This window comes from Okeania sp. SIO2C2, from assembly GCF_010692625.1.
GTDB lineage: Bacteria > Cyanobacteriota > Cyanobacteriia > Cyanobacteriales > Microcoleaceae > Okeania > Okeania hirsuta.
Genome location: NZ_JAAHGM010000027.1, coordinates 35,722 through 58,680, shown reverse-complemented (window position 1 = coordinate 58,680; position 22,959 = coordinate 35,722). Strand labels below are relative to the sequence as shown.

19 protein-coding genes, 1 tRNA gene and 1 pseudogene are annotated in these 22,959 nt (G+C 37.1%); 8 read left to right on the top strand and 13 right to left on the bottom strand.

The window, feature by feature from the left end; translation table 11 throughout:
* The 4 genes and pseudogenes from F6K18_RS20830 to F6K18_RS20815 all read right to left on the bottom strand — a co-directional run.
* Positions 1-2,446, bottom strand: a 2,446-nt coding sequence (locus F6K18_RS20830; protein WP_287523588.1) for a DUF4347 domain-containing protein, incomplete at its 3' end; no start/stop codon positions are given.
* An 868-nt stretch (positions 2,447-3,314) separates the two neighbouring features.
* Positions 3,315-3,503: pseudogene (locus tag F6K18_RS20825) on the bottom strand (helix-turn-helix domain-containing protein); the annotation flags it as partial.
* 1,379 nt (positions 3,504-4,882) lie between these two features.
* A complete protein-coding gene (locus F6K18_RS20820; RefSeq protein WP_287523585.1) occupies positions 4,883-5,806 on the bottom strand; it encodes an isoaspartyl peptidase/L-asparaginase in 924 nt (307 codons plus the stop codon).
* Between the two features lie 232 nt (positions 5,807-6,038).
* Positions 6,039-6,206, bottom strand: a complete 168-nt coding sequence (locus tag F6K18_RS20815) for a DUF2256 domain-containing protein (protein WP_287276769.1) — start codon at positions 6,204-6,206, stop codon at positions 6,039-6,041.
* A 273-nt stretch (positions 6,207-6,479) separates the two neighbouring features.
* Between F6K18_RS20815 and F6K18_RS20810 the strand changes: the two genes are divergently transcribed.
* Positions 6,480-8,003, top strand: coding sequence for a glycosyltransferase family 39 protein (locus F6K18_RS20810; protein WP_287523582.1), 1,524 nt, complete (start codon positions 6,480-6,482; stop codon positions 8,001-8,003).
* A 616-nt stretch (positions 8,004-8,619) separates the two neighbouring features.
* On the opposite strand, the gene F6K18_RS20805 is transcribed toward F6K18_RS20810, so the two are convergent.
* Positions 8,620-8,778 (bottom strand): hypothetical protein, encoded by a 159-nt coding sequence (locus tag F6K18_RS20805; RefSeq protein WP_287523579.1) that lies wholly within the window; start codon positions 8,776-8,778, stop codon positions 8,620-8,622.
* Between the two features lie 5 nt (positions 8,779-8,783).
* Positions 8,784-9,068: a hypothetical protein gene (locus F6K18_RS20800; protein WP_287523576.1), complete on the bottom strand. Its 285-nt coding sequence runs from the start codon at positions 9,066-9,068 to the stop codon at positions 8,784-8,786.
* Positions 9,069-9,178: 110 nt separating this feature from the next.
* Between F6K18_RS20800 and F6K18_RS20795 the strand changes: the two genes are divergently transcribed.
* A complete protein-coding gene (locus tag F6K18_RS20795; RefSeq protein ID WP_287523573.1) occupies positions 9,179-9,982 on the top strand; it encodes an EamA family transporter in 804 nt (267 codons plus the stop codon).
* A gap of 529 nt (positions 9,983-10,511) precedes the next feature.
* Complete coding sequence (locus F6K18_RS20790) at positions 10,512-11,195, top strand: Crp/Fnr family transcriptional regulator (protein WP_287523572.1); 684 nt, start codon at positions 10,512-10,514, stop codon at positions 11,193-11,195.
* 94 nt (positions 11,196-11,289) lie between these two features.
* Here F6K18_RS20790 and F6K18_RS20785 read toward each other — a convergent pair whose 3' ends face one another.
* Together F6K18_RS20785 and F6K18_RS20780 are read right to left on the bottom strand one after the other, a co-directional pair.
* Positions 11,290-11,412: a hypothetical protein gene (locus F6K18_RS20785; RefSeq protein ID WP_282433647.1), complete on the bottom strand. Its 123-nt coding sequence runs from the start codon at positions 11,410-11,412 to the stop codon at positions 11,290-11,292.
* 68 nt (positions 11,413-11,480) lie between these two features.
* Positions 11,481-11,696 (bottom strand): hypothetical protein, encoded by a 216-nt coding sequence (locus tag F6K18_RS20780; RefSeq protein WP_287523570.1) that lies wholly within the window; start codon positions 11,694-11,696, stop codon positions 11,481-11,483.
* Between the two features lie 69 nt (positions 11,697-11,765).
* Here F6K18_RS20780 and petC point away from each other — a divergent pair, with 69 nt between their 5' ends.
* Positions 11,766-12,299 carry a cytochrome b6-f complex iron-sulfur subunit gene (gene petC / locus F6K18_RS20775; RefSeq protein ID WP_287523568.1) on the top strand — a complete coding sequence of 178 codons (534 nt, stop codon included), beginning with the start codon at positions 11,766-11,768 and terminating at the stop codon, positions 12,297-12,299.
* A 475-nt stretch (positions 12,300-12,774) separates the two neighbouring features.
* Here the strand turns inward: petC and F6K18_RS20770 are convergent, their stop codons facing one another.
* Positions 12,775-12,957 (bottom strand): hypothetical protein, encoded by a 183-nt coding sequence (locus F6K18_RS20770; protein ID WP_161565020.1) that lies wholly within the window; start codon positions 12,955-12,957, stop codon positions 12,775-12,777.
* Positions 12,958-12,992: 35 nt separating this feature from the next.
* On the bottom strand, positions 12,993-14,153 hold the full coding sequence (locus tag F6K18_RS20765) for a radical SAM protein (RefSeq protein ID WP_287523565.1): 1,161 nt from the start codon (positions 14,151-14,153) through the stop codon (positions 12,993-12,995).
* A 79-nt stretch (positions 14,154-14,232) separates the two neighbouring features.
* Between F6K18_RS20765 and F6K18_RS20760 the strand changes: the two genes are divergently transcribed.
* Positions 14,233-14,523: a hypothetical protein gene (locus F6K18_RS20760; protein WP_287523562.1), complete on the top strand. Its 291-nt coding sequence runs from the start codon at positions 14,233-14,235 to the stop codon at positions 14,521-14,523.
* A gap of 125 nt (positions 14,524-14,648) precedes the next feature.
* Here F6K18_RS20760 and F6K18_RS20755 read toward each other — a convergent pair.
* Positions 14,649-14,733, bottom strand: a tRNA-Ser gene (locus F6K18_RS20755).
* 210 nt (positions 14,734-14,943) lie between these two features.
* Positions 14,944-15,876 (bottom strand): TIGR04168 family protein, encoded by a 933-nt coding sequence (locus F6K18_RS20750; protein ID WP_287523560.1) that lies wholly within the window; start codon positions 15,874-15,876, stop codon positions 14,944-14,946.
* Between the two features lie 705 nt (positions 15,877-16,581).
* Between F6K18_RS20750 and F6K18_RS20745 the strand changes: the two genes are divergently transcribed.
* The 3 genes from F6K18_RS20745 (at position 16,582) to F6K18_RS20735 (ending at position 18,403) form a co-directional block, all read left to right on the top strand.
* The gene (locus F6K18_RS20745) at positions 16,582-17,211 is read left to right on the top strand and encodes a TIGR04282 family arsenosugar biosynthesis glycosyltransferase (RefSeq protein WP_287523558.1); all 630 of its coding nucleotides are present in this window, start codon (positions 16,582-16,584) and stop codon (positions 17,209-17,211) included.
* Between the two features lie 185 nt (positions 17,212-17,396).
* Positions 17,397-17,528 (top strand): hypothetical protein, encoded by a 132-nt coding sequence (locus tag F6K18_RS20740; protein ID WP_287523556.1) that lies wholly within the window; start codon positions 17,397-17,399, stop codon positions 17,526-17,528.
* A gap of 185 nt (positions 17,529-17,713) precedes the next feature.
* Positions 17,714-18,403 (top strand): TIGR04283 family arsenosugar biosynthesis glycosyltransferase, encoded by a 690-nt coding sequence (locus F6K18_RS20735; protein WP_287523553.1) that lies wholly within the window; start codon positions 17,714-17,716, stop codon positions 18,401-18,403.
* Positions 18,404-18,794: 391 nt separating this feature from the next.
* On the opposite strand, the gene F6K18_RS20730 is transcribed toward F6K18_RS20735, so the two are convergent.
* On the bottom strand, positions 18,795-22,577 hold the full coding sequence (locus F6K18_RS20730) for a TcdA/TcdB pore-forming domain-containing protein (RefSeq protein ID WP_287523550.1): 3,783 nt from the start codon (positions 22,575-22,577) through the stop codon (positions 18,795-18,797).
* Positions 22,578-22,959 lie beyond the last annotated feature (382 nt).

The following is a 22,959-nucleotide window of genomic DNA, read 5'->3' as shown; positions in this document are numbered from 1 at the left end:
CTGCTAGGGTGACTGTGCCTAGTGTGGGTAGTCCTGTGACTGTGATGGTGAGGGGGTCTCCGTCTAGGTCTGTGGGGGCTGCTAGACCTAACCCTGTGTCTGTGCTGCCTTCGTCTACTGTGATGGCACTGTTGTTGGCGACTGGGGGGTTGTTATCACTAATATTAACAATGATCGTACCCATATCCATTAGCGGACCGCCACTACCTTGATCTGGATCATCCGTAGCTGGATCACTATCTTCTGTGTTACCATCATCAATAGTGTATTTAATAGTTACTGAATCTGGTTCATCTCTCAAAGCAGCGGCTTTACTATAGGCAATATTTTGCAATGCCAGGTCAACTAAATCGCCAGTAGCATTATCATTGAATGTTAGTAGCAATGTGCCATTACCATTAGTAACTGTACCAATAGTAATACCGTTAACTATGAGAGGTGTCAGAGGGTCATTCTCTGTTAATTCTCCTAATACTCCAGTATTACCACTACTAAATTTATCGTCATTATCTGCCTCTCCATCTCTTGACAAGGTAAGGGTAGCACCACCGTAGTTGTTTCTTTCATCTAGTTCTATATCTGTAATTGTGGCATCACTGTCTAGAATAACTGGAACGCCATCTGGGGTGACAGTGATAGTATTATCCAGATTTTGAAAAGAAGGAGGATCGTTAACTGGAATAACATTAATCGTAGTGATCGCAGTATTACCCAGATTCCCTTCTGTATCAGTTAACTGAATATTTACTTCCCTTGGAGTTCTGTCAGGAGTATCACTGGGATTCCTAAATTGAATTGCTCTTAGAGCTGCTTCAAAATCTTCTGGGGTGGCTCCATTTATATTATCTACTGCTGTCAAGGTAATAAGATTACCACTGACGTCAGGAGTTATGCTAACAGGTAAAGCTGAAGCCAAGAATAACTCATCATCGGTTTGAGGATTAGTCAGCGTAATAGTTGCGCTACGAATATTTCCACCATCCACTGGCGTGGATTCTTCAGGTGTCCCTATTACTATTCTCCCATCAAAATCTTGAATTTCTACAGTCTCATCAACTATATTAACACCAGTATCATTCTCAGTAAAGGTTTCTTCATAAGTGAAAGCGGGAGTATTAGGATCATCATCAGGATCAATAAACGGAACATCAAACGGCGATGGTTGCCTTGGGTCGGACATTCCATCGTTACTATTTGTAGGTGCAGCATTAGCAACGAAAGTCGCTGTGGGAGAACCCGTCAGATAATTATCAATACGATAAAATTCTCCTACATTGTTACGACTAACATATAAATTCTCTTCACGATCTATCCATGCAGCACCAAACTCCTGTTCATCAGGTAAACCAGGTACTATTATTGTAGTAATACTATTATCTTGTAAATTGATTGTATATAGCTGACCATTACGACCTGCTCCGTAGAAGAATTCGTTGCCAGTATCATCATCTCTTCTGTATACTAGATCTACAACTCTCTCTAAGCTATCATCTCCAGTAAGATTAATCTGTTCTTGAACGCCAGTAGTCAGATTAATTTTTGTAAGTTGTGTATCACCTGTCCGTACCCACAGATTACCTTGATCGTCTACATCCCCTGAATTTAATTTTCGAGTTCCAGTTACAGTAAAACCTAAATCTTCAATTGTGCCATCAGAATTAATCCTAATAACATTTCCTGCTGTCTCCCCGTCATCGTCCTCATTATCTGTAATTTGAATTCCATAAAGAAAGTTATCTTGTATATTATACCCAGTGGCATTATATACAGGATCTACAGCGACTCCTCGCTGTTCATAGTCACCTGTGAGAGGATTATATATTCTTAGCTCACCAGCAATAACCTGATAAAAATAAGGCTGTTCCTCAAAAGGCTCTAGAATATGCTCCCACTGATGTTCAACCCGATCGCTGAATGCTAGGCCAACCTCAATCTCACCTTTAGTAACCTCTAACTCCCAGTCACCACCCAAAGCAGCACTACCTGTTGGTCTAGCAGAAGCAGCAATATTTGCCCCTGTTAACTGATGTAGCTTTTCCAAAAATTCTGTACCTGCATTTCCGGAAGCTATATTACAACCATAGAGCAATATATTAGTAACCGACCAAGTTTCTAATTCTTCAGCATAATCATTGTTGATATTATTAATATTTAATTGGCTATTACCCAAAGATAAACATCCCGGTACACCGTGAGATACTATATGTATGGATGATATGTGAGGATATTTTTTGATAATTTTGGTAATTTGCTGAATACCATCGTCATTTGGATGAAGAATAACTACTTTTGTCCCTGACAAAACTTCTGTAGCTAAACTCTGATAATCCTCCACATGAGAGTCTATAAAGACTATTTGTTGTTGTGTTTTTGCTTCTGTCGAAAAATCAAATAATTCGATAGACTTTTTGGTAGATAAGGATTGGTAGATGTTGATTGTAGACATTAGAATTTTTTCCCTTAAAAATTGATGGTAGATAGAGTTTATTTGTTAACCTTATATATTATATAGACGATTTTATTAACTTGGTGTTTCTCTAAATTAGATACTAAGCAAAATATAAGAGTACTAGCCTCTTGTTAATTATCTATATCTATAGTTTTAATTTTAAGACAGACAGCAACTCAAACGCTTCCTACAAGTGGGTGATGATGATATTCACACCATTTGATTATTTACAGATATTAAAAGTTTATTGTGTTCCTATATAGAAATTCATAATATACACCATAAATTTTTCTCCAGCAAAAATAGAATGGAGAATTTATACTTTACTTCTTCTTAAAGAGAAACAAACAAAGCTGATAACTAAATACTCATTTATATCAAGTTACTCAATAATTTTAAACAAGGCAAATATACTTATTTGTTTTGTTATATCAAGTTTGGCTAACCGTCATATCATGTCTGGTTAAATACTGAATCAATAATTGCTTCAGAGTCAGACTAGGGAACATTAGCTTAGGCAACCAAAGGAGTTATGAATTTAGATTATATTTGATTGAATAGTTATTGACATCCTCCCAACGCTGCTCTCACGAGACAGTATGGGATTCCCTAGTATCAATACTAGGGGCCTTCTGTTGCCTCTTGACAGAAGAGCTGTGCTAACAATTCAGCTGTCCTCTGGGATTTACTCCTTTCAGGTCTAAAGGCGCGCTCCACAGTACGTCGCCAATCCGACGGCTCCCCTAGACACTGCGAGTCCTGCAGCCAAAATATTTATTGCCACATTAATATCCTTGTCATTGTGAATACCACATTATGGGCAATCCCACTCTCTTACACTACTCAGAAAATCTAAATCTTATTATTTTTTCCAAGATGTAAGCATAGCTGAAGTTTCTTTGTAGCCTACTCGTTGCTTGTGTTCATACCAGGCTTTAGTTCTAGCTGCTAAAGCTTTGTTGTAGATCAAGCGTACACAACCCAACGTCCTTAGTAGGAAATTTTCCTGCGACTGAGTAAGGTAAAACCTGAATTTGTACACTTTTTCAACCATCTACTGTTTAGTTATTGAACAAATAAATTTTAACATCTTATCTGTGAAACCGCAATAATATTAATTGGCATTCATCCCGATCCTCCCGTGACCAGAGAGTCCCGGTCTTCTGCCAACGTTGAGATAAACAATAAAGAACAGGGATAACATTGACAAACAGTTCAACAGAGGGGATACTTGAGCAAATATAGAGAGGAGGAGAGTTTTTATCACTAATTTAAGAGACTTGATCTTCGCCCATCTTACAGCAAAATAACATTACCTTAAGTTTACTTTATATATTATATATAATATATCCTTAAATTTTCTCTATAGCACGTTTGAAACCACAATTTTTGACCGTTGCTAGTGCTAAAGAGACTGCTAATACCTCAATCAATATCTATCTGTTTTTTGAGTGTCTCCAATTTGTCGTGAGTTGAGTCATCTACTATCCTTGTGCAAGTTGAAGAATTCCGCATTATTGATCAAGCGCAACGTCGGGAGGATGTCAAACATAAAAACTAACGGGAAAAAAGTTCCCGGAAGATTTATCCCCTGGTTGAATAACGACACGCGGGTTTTAACCCGGAGAAAAGTATGTTATACTAGAAATAGCAAGTAAAAACAAGGTTTGTCGCCATGACAAGACCGCACTTTGCGGTGAAATTCCGGCGAACAGGAGATGGGGACGATGCTTCCTACGAGGGCTGTTTGCGCAGCATTCCGCAGGAAAAGCAAGCAACGCAGCTAGAGCAGTGATTTATAGCTCCAATATCTTGAGTAAAACCACTCGTGAAAGCTACAAAAAAAAAGGTAAGCTCACAGCTAGATTTCGATCTATGCCGAGGAGTATAGAAGTCTGCCCTTCAGTCTTGAAGCAAATGTGGATTTATATTTGCGGTGGATTTGCCACAGAATCCAGGGTGTTTCAACCCCTGGAGATGTCAATATTATCTCTATCACAAATCTTGAAAGAGGACTCCCATTATAATCGCGAGATTTAACGGTAAGACGGGGCGTATAAACTGCGCGGGAAACCCACCCAGACAGCCTCTCATAAATTTCAACCAGAAAAATAATTGAGCAACAGGCGAAACATTTTTGGTTTTATAATCCTATCAATAGCAGTGGGACACACCGTTAAATAAAAGCGCACCGCCTGTGCTGAGGTTCCCTCAGGGTAAAGACGGAGCCAGAAAGCTTGTGGAGATGGTAATTGCGGAAGTACAACTCAGTTTATTTGATTTGTTGCCTAATCAAGAATCCGTGTTAGCGTAGCGTTGCGCCATCAAAACAAGAATCTCCCGTTATCATCTTTGATTTGACGGTGAGAGTGTTAATTGTAGAGAAATTCCATTCCTGAGCTTACATCGGGGGCCATTAGCCCCTATTGTGAATTATTCAGCAGTAAAAATTAATGTTCCTTTTGCTGCTTCTAAACTATCACTAATTTTTTGCCCATCGTGAAAAGCAGCCAAAATTACATCACAAGTTTTTCCCCAAGCAATTATACCGTTGGCATCAATAGCGATCGCTCCTAAGTCCCTCTGATGTTCATGAGCTTCAGCAAATGAACGTTCAAAAGCTGCTTTGAGTGAAAAACCATCTGTTACCCGAATCACAATTTTGGCGGCCAAACATTCATCAATAATATCTTCTCCAATGCCTGTACAGCTAACTCCAGCACTACCAGTGGCATAATTTCCGGCGGGCATGGCCGAATCACTTACACGACCAATCTTTTCAAAACCTTTTCCACCAGTAGAAGTACCTGCTGCTAATCTCCCTTCTTTATCTAAGACTACAACTCCTATGGTGCCAGTGCCTGGAGATTCTGCCACGACATTTGCCATCTTTCTACTAAAGTCTTGTTTGCGGTCTTCTAGCCATTCGTTTAATCGTTTATCTGTGAGGGGGTTGTAAACGGGCATTTGTAGTTCCCGCACAAATTCAGCAGCTCCATTATCTGATAATACGCGATCGGGTGATGTTTGCAGTGCTTTGGCCAACTCAATGGGGTTTTTAATCTGGGAGACATTGATCGCCCCACTAAACCGATGATTCAAACCATCCATCAAGGAAGCACTCATCCGAATTTGGCCATCAGATTGTAGGACTGAACCGGTCCCAGCATTAAATATGGGGTCATCTTCTAATAGTTGACAACCACGGACAACTACATCAATGGCCTTTGTGTCGCCCAGAAGCAAGTTATGTAATTCATCTACTATTCTATGGAGAGATTTACGAACTGTTTCTAATCCTCCTTTTTCCTCAAGGGAACTACCTGCACCGCCGTGAATAATTAGTTTTGGTTGCATTTTTTGTTGTGATTAACTACAGAATAATTGACATACTTAGGTAAGCTGTTTTGCATTTAAACCATATATCCAATTTTTGTCAAAGGGAATAGGGAATATACAGCATATTTCGGGCAAATGATGTACAGGGTAAATGGTGAAAACATTGTAGTGCGGTCATCTTGCCTGCGATGGGTGTACCTCATAGAGTCGCAAAGTGCTGTAAAATCTAAATTATTCTTAGCTTATGAGGCTATATGTCAGTTTGTTTGTCAATATTTGACTTGCGTCGCCGACATCTTTCAGAACAATATTTGACTTTATCCCAACACTCAGCCCATTTTTTCCGCCAGCTAAAAGGGCGATTACATACAGGGCATATTTTGGTTGGTAAGTCAGATTTAGATTTAGTCTTTCCCATACATGATATGATATTTAGTCTCAGTGTGTGAAAAAAGCATTGTTTATATTACCTTTGCTAGTTTTTTGCTGTTCTGATTTTTGCTGATTTTGCTATACCTATTAATTATTTTACCGAAAAAAGATGATTTTGAGAATTTAAAATTTATCTACTTTTAAAATATCAAATCTAGGCTTCTAACTATAAACAATTTTTCCTTCTACCAAGAGGAATATACAGCCAAAAGTTGGGAATTTTAGATAATTTTTTTCTTCTTGATTAATTTATGCAAAAATGAAGACTTGTAAAAACTTATTGACGAATATTTTTCCTTATGTATTGCTTTTGATGATGACGGCGATCGCTCTTTATTTTACGAGGCCAGTTTCTTTACAAATTCGTTGGAATGATGAAACACTTTACTACACTGTAGCTCAAAATATTGTGCGTCATTTTGACTTTAATAGTAATCATTATTTAGCTAGTAGTATTATTCAAAAGGGTTATCCGACTAAGGATACTCATCTCCCTGGTTATCCTTTGATTTTGGCTGTTGGTTTTTTGATTGGTGGCATTAATGAAAGAACACCGTTTTTTGTTAATTATTTTCTGCTGATTTTGACGATATTTTTAATTTTTACAGTTGGCAGATTCATTGCTAATCAATGGGTTGGTTTTGGGGCTAGTTTGATTTATTTGATTTATCCTTACACTTTAATTTTGACTCATTCAGTAATGACAGAAATATCGGCTGCTGCTGTAATCATGGTGGTTGTTGCTCTTTTGTTTGTACAAAAAGAAAGCTTTTTAAAAGGGATATTTTTAGGTTTAGTAATAGCTTTAGCATATTTAATTAAACCATTCTTATTAACCTTGTTTCCTGCCAGTATAGCTGTTTTGTGGATTGAGAAAAATCAACATTACAAAAAAACTTTATTGAGCTTACTATTTTCTTTTGGATTACTGTTTGTCACTGTTTTAATTCCCCTTTCTCAAAATCAAGAAATTTATCCCTATGCAGCAACAATAATTTTATCCCAATCTAATTTGACTGATATGCTGAGAATGATCTGGGAAAATTTTCTATTTAATTGCACTCTCATAATTAATTTTAAAAAATTTTCAGTCTATGGAACAATTACTATTTCAATGCTAGTTTTATGGAGTATTAATTTAGCTGTACTTGCAACAGCAAGTTATCAAAAAAAGCTACAAGAATGGCAAAAATATACAAATTTATCTATTTTTAGCTTAATTAATTTTCTCTCAGCTTTACTGGCATTTTTATTACTTTATCAATATATTAATGCAACTAGAGGATTAGCAGTTTTTTCTCCATTAATGGCAATCTTATCTGTGACTGGTTTGTGGCTATTAACACCACAATTAAAAATCAAAAAAGTAGTAGCTATTGGATTAAGCATTTGTCTGTATTTAAGTTACTCAAACTTTGTCACTTTTCACCTACTCAGACAAACCCAACAAAGACAGTATCAACGTTTATCTACTAATAGTTCCCGATTAGAAAAAGTCATCTCAAAATTGCCAATTCAACCACAGGTAGTTATGTCTGAAAAAAATCTTTATTTAGCGATCGCTAATTATCCAACTCAAGTAATTTGGCAATTACCCCAAACATTACATGAATTACGAGAAGTAGAAAAAAAAGTGAGAGTAGAATTGATAGAATTAAAAGATTCTGACCCAATTTTTCAAGAAAATTTACAAGTTTATCAGAATTTAAACCTATTAAATAACCGTTACATCTTACAATACCAAGACCAAAATTTTTATTACTATTTAAGATTGGATAAATAATATACATCAGATAAAATAATTTTCTAAATATGGAAGTATATTTTATGAAATATTCGCCGTTTTTTTTAGATAAAAAAAATGCTTATGTATAAAAAGAATCTATCAATTTATCTCTTTTAAATTCTGACTTATAGCATCCTAATATAAACGATACCAGAAGTAATTTAATCTCAAAAAATTCAAACAGGTAAATTTATATTGGTCACTAATATCTTCAACAAAAAACAGATGGAAATTTACAACCATTAAAACCTGGGAAACTAAGGTTTAGTCATTTGACAAATGCGGAACTAGACTTAAGATAACTAGTATCAGACTGTTGCTAATACTAAGTTATACCAGTTTGAAAAAATAATGCTTTGAAGAAGGAGACAGGAGACAGGAGACAGGAGACAGGAGGAAAATTACATGGGGATTCTAACCCCAAGTAATTTTGAACACCGTGTAGACGGTGGGGTATTAAACCCACAAAGAAAATGATAAAAAGTGCATCTTGATCGGATATGCTTAAAAATAGCTTATCCAGTTCATTTTAGATAGTTATATCTATCGTTTTCCCTTTTTTTTCAATATTTATCCTTCTTCCTTCTTGCTTCTTCCTTCCTTCTTACTTCTACTATTTGTAACAAACATTGATCAAATTGGTATTAACAATTGCATGGGGTTCTTCGCTGAATTTATATTTAGCTTCTACCCAATTTTCTCCTTTAGAAGTTTCCAGAAGAGTTGGTTTGACTTTTCCCATAAATCTTCCCTGTAAAAATTGATGATTCATATCAATTAAATTTTCTTTAATAAATGAATAATGAAAATTACCCTACGGGAAAAATACATGGTTTTATATTCATTATTAGACCAATTTTTAATGTCTGGAAAGGGCACGGTTTTAGCTAATTCTGTTTTTATAGAAAAGACAAAAATATGACCATAAGCTTCCTGACAAGGATAACTTTTTACTCCTTTTGGTAAAGGGCAACCTGTTGTTAAATAAGAAACTTTTGTTATTTTTCCTGTGTTATCGTATTGCCATCCATGATAAATGAAGCAAACCAGATTTAATATCAATTTATGGGTAAAGCAGAAACTACTCAATATCTAGATGCAAAAAATTCCTAAATTCACCGATCATTGATATAATTAAGCCCATATAATATTACTATTTTTTTTATTTAATAATGGCAAATTTAATCTTACTATTTCTGTTAAGTATTACTCAGGTTTTAGGAGATATTTGGTTAAGTAAAGCCATGAAACAATTTGGGGCAGTAAATCTAGTTAATTCTGAAAATTGGATACCATTAATATCTTATTTACTGACAAATTTTTGGATTTGGTTAGGAGTAATTTTTCTCATACTTTCTCTGGGGTTATACCTCACTGTTATTTCTAAACTTGACCTGAGTTATGTACTATCAATACACTCTTCAACTTATTTATTAAATGCTTTATTTGCTTGGTTGATTTTAGGCGAAACAATTTCAAATATGCGGTGGATAGGAACTTTAATTATAACTATTGGTGTATTGATTGTGGGTTTAAGTAAAACTCTTTATGAAGACCGACGAAACCATAATTTTTATCTCATCTTAATGGCATTATCTTTTAGTTTTTATCGGTCTAAAACTTGGTTGGCGATCGCGATTATTGCCTTGGCTGATTCAACAGGAGATTTGTATCTTGCCAGAGGAATGAAAGAAATCGAAGAAGTAAATTTACAATCAATGAAAAATCTCATTAAACAAGTAGGTATAATCCTCATAAATCCTTTAATTATTAGTGGAGTTTTTTGTCAAACAATTGCTTTTTTATCATTGATTTCGGTATTAAGTTGGGCAGATGTTAGTTTTGTGCGACCTGCCACAGCTTTGACTTATGTTTGTAGTATTTTAGGAGCGAAAATTTGGTTAAAAGAAAAGGTTTCTCAAGGGAGGTTGATCGGAATTATTTTTATTGTAATTGGTCTGATAGTTAATCGATAAGGAAGGAGGAAGGAGGAAGAAGGAAGAAGGAAGAATAAAGAAATTATATTACCGAATAATTAATAATTAATAATTAAATAATTCTGGTTTAAAGCCGATCCTTTTAAGGGAAAAAACCGTCGTTAGCGGAGCTTCCCGTAGGTTGGGATGGATGGGTTTCCTAACCATATCCAATCGACCAAGAGAAGAAATAATATTTCCTTATATTCAATTCCGTAACGGTTTTAACCAGAGGTAATTATCAATTATCAGTTAATGAAAGTAGATTCCAAGTATATAAAGTACAAATATTAACAATTAAATGAATGCAAGTGCGTGCATCTTGCCCGCTTCGGGGTGTACTTCACCAAGGTAGAATCCGCTGTAAATCCAGCTCACCCTGTGAGCAAACTGAAAGTATAGATAGAGAAAGAGATTTAATGAATTGCCGGAATATTATTCAACTACAAGAAAAAGGTGATTGAGAATGAGGGGATAATTTGGACTATATTTTGGGTTAAATTAAATAAATAACGGAGATTTAATACTGATGAATAAAGCAATAGCTCAAACCATTGGTTCTACATTTCCTTTTTGGGAAAACTTAGATTCTGAAGCCAAAACAAATTTTCTTAACGAATGTCAACACATCAGTTTGTCGCCCAGTCAATTTGTCTGTTTAGAGGGAGATATTTGTCATCATTTGCCACTCATAATTTCTGGAAATGTTCGTGTTTACAAAATAGGAGAAAGTGGTAGAGAAATTACTCTTTATCATTTAGAAAAAGGTGATAGTTGTATTATGACAGCTTCTTGTATCATCAGTCAAAAAGTATTTCCAGCATTTGCCATTGCCGAGACAGAAGTTGAAGCTTTGATTATTCCTGCAAATAGCCTCAAAAAATGGGTAACGCACAACACTATTTGGCAAGAATATATCTTTGGACTACTTTCCCAACGATTAGCTAATGTAATTGAAATAATTGAAGAGGTTGCTTTTCGTCGCATGGATTCTCGAATTGCATCATATCTTTTAAATAATGTCAATAGTCAGATAAAAACTGTAGAAATAACCCATGAAGCGATCGCTCAAGAATTAGGCAGTTCTAGAGAGGTAGTTAGTCGAATTCTCAAAACCTTTGAAAAACAAGAATTATTATCTCTTTCAAGAGGAAAGATTGAAGTATATAACTGGGAAAAACTTGAAAACATTGCCCAGTTAGGAAAATATTAATTAGGGCTTGCTGGTTAAACCTCAAAGCATTGATATATAAAGACTTTAGCCTTTTTTAGGTCAAAAAAGGTGCGCCTGTTTCAGCTCTTCATGCTCAAAAAGGAGCGTATTTTAGGCGCATAGTTGGGCAGAACAATCTTGGGACAATTCTTACTCCTACCTCCTCGCTCATTCCCATTTCTCCTGTCTCCTGTCTCCTGTCTCCTACCCTCACCAATAAGACTTTTTCAGCAAACCCTAATTAGAAAATGTATCTTTTTCCTTATGGGTTTAATACCCCACCGTCTACACGGTGCAAATTTGGTAGGTGAATTGAGAATCCTCATCAACCCAAATCTTCTGACTCCTGATACTAAATCCGGTTATACAGCGATCGCACTTTCTACTTCCATTCAATGCAGACAGAAAATGCCGGAATATCCCCAGATAATTCTCACTCTCATTCTTCCTTTCTCCTGACTCCTGACTCCTGACTCCTTCTTCAATATGTGACTTTATCACAGAACAAATAGAGATAAATTGGCTATTGTTTTTCATAGATGACTAAATTATTAGGAGGTCAAAATTACTATGGAAGAAAGTCTCCCTCTAGAATACCCTTCAATTTCTCGCCGAAAATTACTTAACTTTCTCACTGGTGCAGTTGTCGCAACTACCGCTAGTGCTGCACTCTATCCTGCAGCAAAATTTTTTGTCACCCCAGGAGAAAGTAACGAGGATGGTTCAATTATTGCTAGAGACCGCTTGGGATATCCCATTCCTGCCAGTCAGATTTTAGCACAACCAAAAGGAAGTCGTGCTTTAGTTGCAGGAATAGCTGGAGAACCAACATATCTGGCGATCGCAGAAGATGGTAAGTTAGACACCATGGGAATTGTCGATAATTGTACCCATCTTGGTTGTACTTTTCCCTGGAATCCCAATGACAATCAATTTCAATGTCCCTGTCATGGGTCTCGTTATGCTGCTGATGGTTATGTTGTAAGAGGTCCTGCTCCTCTTCCTCTGAAGCTAGTACAAGTCAAAGTACAAGAAGATGTCATCTGGATTTTTCCTTGGACAAAAAACGATCCCCGAACAGGAGAAAAACCTTGGTGGATTTAAGCATCAATAGACATCTCCAGAAAAGAGGCAGTAGGCAGCTTTGCTGTAGGCAGTAGGGGGAAAGAATTGATAATTTCTGTGTGATAATTGATTTGATTTTTTATTATAGGAGATGTCTAATATCATGTCCGGTTAAACAGTGATAAATAAATAACTAGGGAGGAGTCAGGAGGACCGAGTCAGGAGTCAGGAGGAAAGAGGGAGGGAAGAAAGAAGAATAACTGGAGTTGAAGGAGAAAGTTTTTTTATAACTAATTATCCGGACATGATATAATTTACATTTACAGCGGTTTTCATTTCGGTAGACTACAGGGCGAATGGCCATTTGCTAACTCAAAGCTCCGCTATCGCCTCTACAGGGTTTTGATGTGGTTCATCAATCAGCAAAAGCGCTGTAGTAGATCAAAAACTCTTCTATAAACTTTAAATAGATTAGTTTTTTGTATTTTTTTAGGCTATATTTTGAAGTGTGATATCAAATCCGTTTAATTGGACATAAAAAAATTCTTAAATCGTCATAACTACGCTCATCAAAGTGATTCTCTCTCCTCCTGACTCCTGACTCCTCTTGACTTAACCAATCTATAACTGTTTCACCGGATTTGATATGAAATGTGGGCGATAGACTAACTTTGGTTGAAGGTGCGTTGCAACGCACCCTACAGGTATAATTCCTGGGTAAGTCCTGACTAATTAAAACCGCATAATCCAAGGCAACTCTTCCATCACCGCTCGCAGAGAATCAACATTACCTTTTCTTATTAAAGCTTTTGCCGTATCTAACAACTTACCTTTCTTGATTGACTGATAAGCATCCTGCATCGACACTGCAATATTTTGCATGAGACTCGAATCTCGATAACAATTAATCATACATTTCGTACAACCATCCCTTACCAACTTTGAACTATCAAACTCATAAATAGAACACATCGGTTCATGCCAAAAATGACAACGCCATAAGTTTAAATCCCAGTCCAGAAAAAAGAAACGATAACCCGCCAGACAAGGATAACGCTGTTCCTCATCCTGGACAAACCTCTGCATTTCCTCCAGAGAAAGGGTTGGATTAACTACACGAAACTTCTTTTTCAGTTGCTTCACCTTTTCATAAGCTTGCCAGAGACTTTCATTAGTGTGGGTAACCAGACCAGCATCAGAAAATCCCAGAAAATTAGAATCAAGCTTAGTTAATGGGTAAGAAAAAACCACTGACTCAAACCCAAGGGATGTCAGAAAATCAGGTAGTGCATCATAATCAACTAAATGACTCATGGTCACAGAAGCAGTCGAATACATCCCAATATCTTTCAGCACTTTGTTAGCTTCTTTGATTTTATTGCATACACCAGGCAACCCACGATTTTTCTCGTGAATTTCTTCAGTTGCAGCATCAACCGATATGATTAAACTAGATAAACCTGCATCAGCTAATTCGTGAATTTTACTCGGCGTTAACAACCCACCGTTTGTCACCACCATCGGTTTTATTCCTAATCCTGCTGCATGGTCAACAAATGTGATGAGATTAGGATTAAGAGTAGGCTCCCCACCTGTAAAAACTAGATATCTAATACCTTCTCGAAACAGAATGTTAATTGAGTCTAAACCTTCATCAAGTCCGACAAACTGTGTTTGTTCTTTAGGAAAAGTATCCCGTGCAAAGTTGCAGAAACCACAATTAGCGTTGCAAACATTGTTAATGGCAAATTGACAAAATCCTGGTCCTCCTGCCTGAAAAACTAGCTGTAAGGTATCTAGAATGCTAGTTGTAGTTGACATACCACGATGTTTTTGGTTGGCGGTGAGTTTTGTACTGCTGTTCTCAGGTGTGTTGTGGATGTTTGTTTTCATAGTTATTAATAGTTACTTTACTTTTTAAGGGTAGAATAATGAATAATGAATAATTACCTCTGCTTAAAACCATTCTTGATTGAATAACAGGAGTCATACTAACTTAAACCATGAGCGATCGTTCTGTAAACTAAATCAAAAGGATACTGAAATATTCCAAAAGAATGCTGAAATATCCCAAAAAGATATTCAAATCAAACAGGCGTTATTATTGGCAATTGAAATGGGATTAAAACTCAAGTTTGGTGATGAATATGTGGAGATATTATCTGAGATTTCCAAAATAGACGATCTGAAATTGTTAGAGGCGTTAGCGGAGCTTTGCGTCAGCGATCGCTTCTCAAATTCCTCAGACCTCCTCAACGGATGAATTGCGAAAATTATATATTGAATAGCTCAACAATCAGGTACGAAATACGAACCCGGTAGGAGAGAATAGCCATTTGCCCCTACTGTGGTCTACCCAAATGAAAACTACTCTAAGTTAGAAAAAAACGGAGAGGGTGGGATTCGAACCCACGGAGGTTTGACCCTCACTCGATTTCAAGTCGAGCGCATTCGACCACTCTGCCACCTCTCCTCAATAAGTCAAAAGTCAAAAGTCAAAAGTTAAAAATTAAAAGTTAAAAATTAAAAGTTAAAATTAGTTTTTAAATTTTGGTCAAGAGTAGGGATACTCTATAGCCCTACGCACAAATTAGAAGTCAGAAGTAATCTCTGACTGGGTTTGAGCATTTAGGAATGTCCTAAGCTTTGCTTCGACTGCTATAACTATTTTGACAGTAATTTATTATAGCACTTGTGCCGACTCAACAACAGATTTGGATTGGGAATATAAAATTTCTTCAGAAACTACTTTCAAATCATGGCCAACCCAAACCAAAGCAGCTTGAGATACAATACCTGCCTTCATAGATACAATTGAGAAATTCCGTTTTTTCTGGCCCTCAATTTCTATAATGCGTGGCACACTTGCTGCATTCAAATATAATGTCCCTTCGGTATCTACATCAACACGCTTACGCAACTTTTCCTGAATATGTCTCAATCTATGGTGCATATGACCAAAGGTAACTAAGGGAATTTTCTTGCCCAATTGCCGAGATTTTACAATGGCATCGCCAAAATCAGGGTCACCAAAATCCCCACCCCTGGGTGGCCAGTCACGTCCGACTGGATCTTCGGGAGCATCTCCTAAACCAGTAGGTCCATTATGGCCAAGAAAAATTATATTTTGACATACTGCATTCTCTACTGCCTTAACTATTAAATTAGTAGATTCCTCAAAACTATTGACCCCAAATCTTTGCTGATAAAAATCTTGATATTTCCATTCTGGACCTCCCCAACTAAAAGGACGAGTCCCAATAACTGTCAAGTCTAACTCTGGAAAATCTCGTTTTCCATAACCTACATGAGCTTCTCCAAATAAATCTATTTGTTGCTGCACTCTGTCTTCTAGAGTTTGGTCATAAGGGCATTTTTTTCTGCCCCATTCTGTTGCGGTATACCAAGCATCGTGATTGCCAAAAACTGCTGCTTTAGGAATATTAATAGCAGCGATCTTTTCTACAACTTCTACTGCTTCATTACCAAAATCTCCCACAAATAGTACTAAGTCAACCCCTAGATATTTGAGGGCTTTTTCATCTTCTGTTTCCCATTGATCGTGAACATCTCCAACAATGGCAATTTTACTTAATTTTTCTAGATTATCTGTCATTTTTACTTTTTTTGCTAATAGTATTTTCTCTGAATTACCGAATAATTAATAATTAATAATTAATCATTAATAATTAATCATTAATAATTAAGAGTTGATAGTTAATAATTATTCATTCAACAATTCACGCCTTGAAGCCGACCCTTTTAAGGGGATAAAAACGGTCGTTAGCGCAGCTTCCCTAAGGGTGGGATGGCGTTAGCGGAGCGGCTCTGTCAAGAGCAGGAAACCTGCGCCATATCCAATCGACCAAGAGAATCAAAAAAAAATCCTTTTCGTCAATCCTATCCGTTTTAATAAGAGGTAATTATTAATTATTAATTATTAATTGTTAATTGTTAATTGTTAATTGTTAATTGCTGAATAGAAATATTTGAAATACTTTAAAGATTAGCTGCTATTTACTAAATCTCATCTATCCAATCGTTTTTTTTGACCTAAAATTTTTGGTCAATAGCCTCTCCTTTTAAAGGAATAAAAAGCGGTCGGCCATATCCAATCGACTAAGAGAAAAGGGAATATTTATTATGTCAAGCATAAGGCTTTCCTAGGTCATGCTGCGCAAACAGCTAGAGGTACTGATAACTGATAACTGAAATGACATATTGAATAACCATACTGAAGTTTTTTTTACTTATTTGTTGTAGAATTGAAATCAAATTTATTCTCAAAAATAGATTTAAATCTAGGTCATATTGTATCACAATGGAACATAAACAACTAATTATTTTTACTCGCTATCCAGAACCTGGAAAAACTAAAACACGATTAATACCTGCTTTGGGGGCTGAAGGTGCATCAAATTTGCAACGTCAGATGACTGAAACAACTGTAAAAAAAGCTAATAAGTTATTTGATTTTATTTCATTATCTGTTGAAGTTAGATTTGTCGGTGGCGATTTACAATTAATGAAAAATTGGTTAGGTTCAGATTTAAAATATCAAGAACAAGGTATGGGGGATTTAGGGGAACGTATGGCAAGAGGGTTTCAATCTGCTTTTAATCGGGGGATGAAATCTGTGGTAATTATTGGTATAGATTGCCCTAGTTTAACTTCTGAAATTATTTTACAAGCTTTTGCTAAACTGACTGAATCTGATGTGATAATTGGTCCTGCAACAGATGGGGGTTATTATTTAATTGGCCTGAGAAAAATTACTCCAGAATTATTTCAAGGAATTAATTGGGGAACATCTGAAGTATTGTCAAAAACTGTAGCGATCGCTCAAAGTTTGAAGTTAGTTATTGATTATTTACCCAAGCTTTCTGATATTGACCGTCCAGAAGACCTAGAAAAATCACAGTTTAAAATTAAGGGTACATCTCAGTTTTGAAGAAAGCCAAAAATTTATCGCTTTTAGGGAACAGGGAACAGGGAATAGGGAATAGGAGAAAAGTATTTTTGTAAATACTGAGATGAACCCCAAAAATTAGGATGCTCTATAGTCTGAGTTTATATCATGTGCCCCCTCCGGGGGAGCTACGCTAACGGATAATTAGGGCTTGCTGAAAAAGTCTTATGGGCAAGAGTAGGAGACAGCTATACTGGAGACAGGAGACAGGAGAAATGGGAATTATAGAGGAGGTAGAAGGAAGAATAATCAAGGGATTATTCTGCGCAACTATAAGCCTAAAATGCGCTCTTTTTTGAACCATTATGACCATTAAGCTTGGACTTTTTTTAACTAAAAAATGCGCTCAACCTTTATATTTCAGTGCTTTTAGATTTAATCAGCAAACCCTAATTAGTTATAAAAAAAGCTTCTGGCCTTGAACCTTTCTTTCCCTTCTGCCTTCTGCCTTCCTTTAACTGATAACTGATAACTGATAACTGAAATGACCAGTATTTCGATTATTATTCCTGTTTTAAATGAAGTTAGTACGATTATCCAAACAATTTCAACAGCTCAAACGGCAAAAGATAAAGATATAGAAATAATAGTTGTTGATGGTGGTAGTAATGATGGAACAATTGAGCTGATTAAATGTTTAAATGTCCAAATTATTTCTTCTCTTCCTGGTCGTGCTACTCAGATGAATTGTGGAGCAAAAATAGCAACGGGAAAAATTCTTTTATTTCTACATGGAGATACCTTTTTACCTTTAAATTTCGATCAACTATTACAAGATATATTGGTCAAACCGACAATTATTGCAGGTGCTTTTGAATTAAGTATTAGAGGAACAAAAAAAAGTTTACGAATAGTTGAAAGAATGGTAAATTGGCGGTCGCATTATTTGCAAATGCCCTATGGAGACCAAGGAATTTTTCTCCCAGCTAAAGTTTTTCAAGAAATTGGTGGTTTCCCAGAAATACCAATTATGGAAGATTTTGAATTGATACGACGGTTAAAAAAAAGAGGACAAGTAGCAACTGTACCAACTTCAGTATCTACTTCTGGCCGTCGGTGGCAAAAATTAGGAATACTCAAAACTACTTTAATTAATCAAATAGTTATCATTGCTTATCTATTTGGGATATCTCCACAAAGACTAGCGCGATGGTATCGTAGCCATAATAACTAAGTATTAAATAGCTTATTCATCGCTTGAGTTTCTTTTCTATAATTTTCTATAATAGGGTAATAAGGTAGGTTTAACAATTAATTATTGCCTCTCCTTGAAAAGAAGAGGATTGACTAATAATGAAAATTTTTTCTTCTCTTACTCGATTGTCAGCCAGCGAGGAGACCTCGCCATCCCTCGACGGCTTGTTTCTCCTTTAAAGGAGAGGCTTTAAACCTTAATTATTCCGTAACTTATTAGGATTAAGCCTCATAAATTTTCCTACTAATTCCCACAGAAATTCATCTGATAGGGGGAAATTAAAAAATTTCCCCCTTTTACCTCTGTTGTTGGCATCTGATGGCATCTTTAGATAACCTTTATGCCTTGCACAGTCAGGGATCTACCTTTTTTAGGGATTCAGGATTGATGTTGATACTCTGCGAATGGCCTCCCATTCAACCCTGTTATCTCTGCCAGGATTAGTTGACTCAAATCGATTTAGCAATTTTGTGAAGAGCAGTTGCTTTTGCGTTGTTGCCCAATCTCTCAGAATCTCCGAGCATGTGGTTCGTATAGCAGCCCATTCCGCTCTATTATCAACGCCTGGATTGATGTTATTTAAAGTTTCAACAAAATGTTGGAATTGTACTACATCTGATTCTGCACTATAGTGATTGATATTGTCCCGGATTGAATTCCATTCCAATACATTACTTGACCCGGGATGAGTATTCTTAAACTGGTCAAGTATCCTGTCTAGTCCAGGTATTCTCGACGTATCCAGTTCTAAGGACGCAGTTATACCACTCTTGTTATTTTGACCAAGTTCCGCAAGTTTTTGCGCGTTTAAGCTGAGACTGTTCCCTGGGCTGCCATAAGGGAACTTTACTTCCAGTGAATTCAGAGAACTGTAGATATTGTAGAAGTTGCTGTAAACGATAGAATCGATCTTATCCTTTTGCGACACAACTAAATCATTCCCTTGCTTGTCAAAGATCACATCCTCCAAATTTATGAAAATATTGATAACGTTAGGATTTCCAAGGGATAAACGATTAGGGACTTCGGTAACTGAGAAGGTAGCATCATCAAACTGCAACTGAAGATGTTGATAAAGATTTGCCGCTGTATTGCTGCTGGATGCTCCGACTATATTAATCCAGTGTTCTGTTTGTTTATGGGTGAGAACAATATCTTCACCCTGTTGGATATAGCTGAAGTCAGTGGTTCGGAGTCCTGTGAGCCTTAAGGTATCTTGATTCGTATCCTTTGCATAATTCAATATAAAGATTGCTTCATAATGCAATATTGCTTGGTCTACATGGTATGTATCAATACCTTTTTCCCCGAACAAAATTGCTCGTTTTAGGCTAGGGTAATTGCTAAAAGTCCTAAGTGTAATCGCATTATTTTCTTTAGTTCCAGTTAATTTTAAGGTGTATCCTGACAAAATCTGATACTCAATTCCTCCCTCTTTCCAAGAGAGAGACGGTTTTATGTGAGCATCTTGCTTGTGTACTGTGATTCGGTAAGGTATATTATGACTGTTTTTCCCAACAATCGTATAAGCATCCTTGCCATAAATATAGTCCCTACGGTTAACGATAGGGCGCTGTTCCATTTGGTGAATTAACCCCGCAGCGTCTAACAGGCGATCTACTTTTGATGTATTTAGCTCGGAAAGCGGTACTGCTAATATCTGATCCATCAGCGATGCATTGGCATTAATAGCATCTATGTAAGTGTATCCCTCGCCCCTGTACTTACAGTATTGAATGATAGTACCTGCTCCTGAACCCGTGGGAATTTTTTGGGTAAAGAATATCTCGTTATTGGCAGTCCATACATTCTCAAAAGATCCACTAAAAGATTCAGTAGAAGGAACATCATTCTCATCCATGGTAGCAAGATCGTTATACCTGTCCACTTTTAGGCTTGTGTATGTTTGAGGTGGATTACCCCTAGTAGTCTGAGTTGTGTAATAAGTAACTAGGGCAAAGTTATCCTTATCCCAAGTCCCCATATAAAATTGGCTCGCATCTCGATCTTCAAAGATGATCCCAATGTTGTTAGCATTTATTAAGGGCACGGATTTTAAAATCCCCGTTTCCACATCATTGTCAGGACTCCAATTAGCTGCTCTCGTCAGATATTGGTAACTAACGTGGGCACGATACAATAGGCTCCGCGAAGTCATCTTCATACTACCGACGAGGTTGGGGTCGGTTTCGTCTGTCTGAGTAATGTTGAGTATCAAGGACATATTGCCATGTTCGAGATTGACAACAAAAATATGACCAAGATTGTCTTTCAGAACAACATTCTTAGGCATTGTGCCTCGAAATCTCACTCGCTGTGCTTCCGAGGCACGAATAAGTAATGATTCGTCTTTGTCTCTGTGTTGGCCAATAGTAAAACCGTCATCATGAAAGACAACAGTCCAAGAGTCTGGGTAACGAAGCCAAGTGGAATGATCCCGACGCCCAATCGAATCAATATTAAAAATCCAGCGTTCATCTGGATCATTCGAGGCTTGAATCTGAATGTTAATATCCTGCTCACTCAAGACTACTATATAAGTACCACCGTGACCTTGCAACAAATAAGTTAAATGGTCTCTTTCAATGTCGGCAACCTGAGGAATAACGACACTTCGCCGTGCCTTGTCTAAATTCACCGTAACTGTTGTGTTTCTGTAGTCAGGGTAAAATTGACTGATGGCAAAGTCTGACCCTGCATAGTAGTCATACCAAAATTTCCCACCACTATGAGATTCAATCTGGCGCAAGGCATTTATCCCAGGGCTGCTTACCCTTTCTTGCCAGAATGCTGTTACCATGCTGTGCTCATAGTCAAAGATAATCTCTATATCTCTTGGTAAGATAATTACGTCAATATCCCTATTCTGTAAAGACATAGAAGAGGGGCAACCCAGTCCATTCCGGGTACTGACAGGACGTAAAGCTTTGGCTCTTTGGCTGGCCCGGCCTACGTCTGGGCCAGCCACAAAAGTATCGCGGTTACTACCTGGGAGTCTACTGTGCCCAGAACCTGGGTGATCTGGATTAACTTGGTATAGATATTGGCTACCAAATGTCAGGGTATTGTTAACAAGGTCAATCCCAGTAATAACTGCCCCTCCCTTAGGTTTTAAAACTGAAGGCGTTCCCGTATATTGATTGGCAGGGGTGTAAGTCACACCCCTTGTTCCATCATCATTAGCAGCATAGCCTTCGCCTATAATTCCAAAAGGTTCTGCAGCCTTCTTAGCATTTTCGGCTCTTTGTTTATATAATTCCACTAGAGTTGGGATTCCTGCTGCCAAACCAGCAACGGGAACAGCGATCGCCCCGATGATTGAGGCTGCTGTCGAAGCTCCAGCAATCCCTAACCCGAGAGCAAGCAGAGAAGAGGCAGTTCCTATGGCATCAAATACTAAAGTTGTGGTAACTGAAGCACGTTCTACACTGGATGATGTATTGGCAAGTACAATACCATCTAACACAACATTAGCAATGTTTAAGACTGCACCCAAGCCTTCTGTAGCAGCAGTTCTAACTACAGTAGAGACTAAGCTTTCAGAAACTTCCCTGGCAACTGTGCCTCCATTCTTAAGCGCAGGACGAATGGTACGGATTACTTCGGTCACTTCTGTTGCAACACCATGCCCGTATTGCACCAAGTTCAAATAGCTTTGAGCTCCCACTGCAGTGTCTAAGTCAGGGTTACCAGATTTTTCATATAACTCTCCTTCAGAAACCCATCCAATAATAGCCTTGACTAAATCTCCTTTATTGGCACCAATCCCAACCCCAGCAGATACTTGAGCAGCAGTACTTGTTCTTGCGCTAACTGCGCCCGTTACAGAATCAACCTGAAAAAATGCTCCTAGACCCTGAGCTTGAGTGTTGAAATAAGCTTTGAAATCCTCAAAAGTTCGATCGGTGGTGTCAATCCATTGCTCGTGGCTTGGATTTTGTTTATCAATAAACTGTACCTGGTATTGTCCTCCACCAATAGACCTCACATTTTGAATGATAGGTATCCAGTTGAAGTTGAGATGGGCTTGCTGATTGAGGTTTTTAACTGCTTGTCTCCAGCGCTCTGTCTGTTCAACAGCTAAATAGATGTCCAAGATGGATTGAACCAAAGAACCGTGTCCAAACCCTGATAGATTTCTGTTCTGTGTCATTGACGTAATTTTTTGTATCTAAGATTATCCATACCCCATAGAGTGATTTTTAGATATACCACTTGTCAATACCTAAATTCATATTTTTTATGGCACATTTTGACCCTTAAATCACATACAAATGAAGCTCCAGTTTATCACTAGCAATAGGTCAGGGTCATTCTCTAATACTAAGCACTGATACCATTTCTCTTTGAACTCTGTAACAATGCACTTAATAATTCTTAACATTCTGACCCAGGCGTGAACTTTACTGATAGTTGTTATCTTTGTATTAAGCGCAACTTCATAGAGAATGAATTTGGTATGAGAATAAAGAGGAACCCAGATAAGATTAACTTTTCTAAAGTTGAAGACCAATTTTGAGATTAAAATGCAGCTA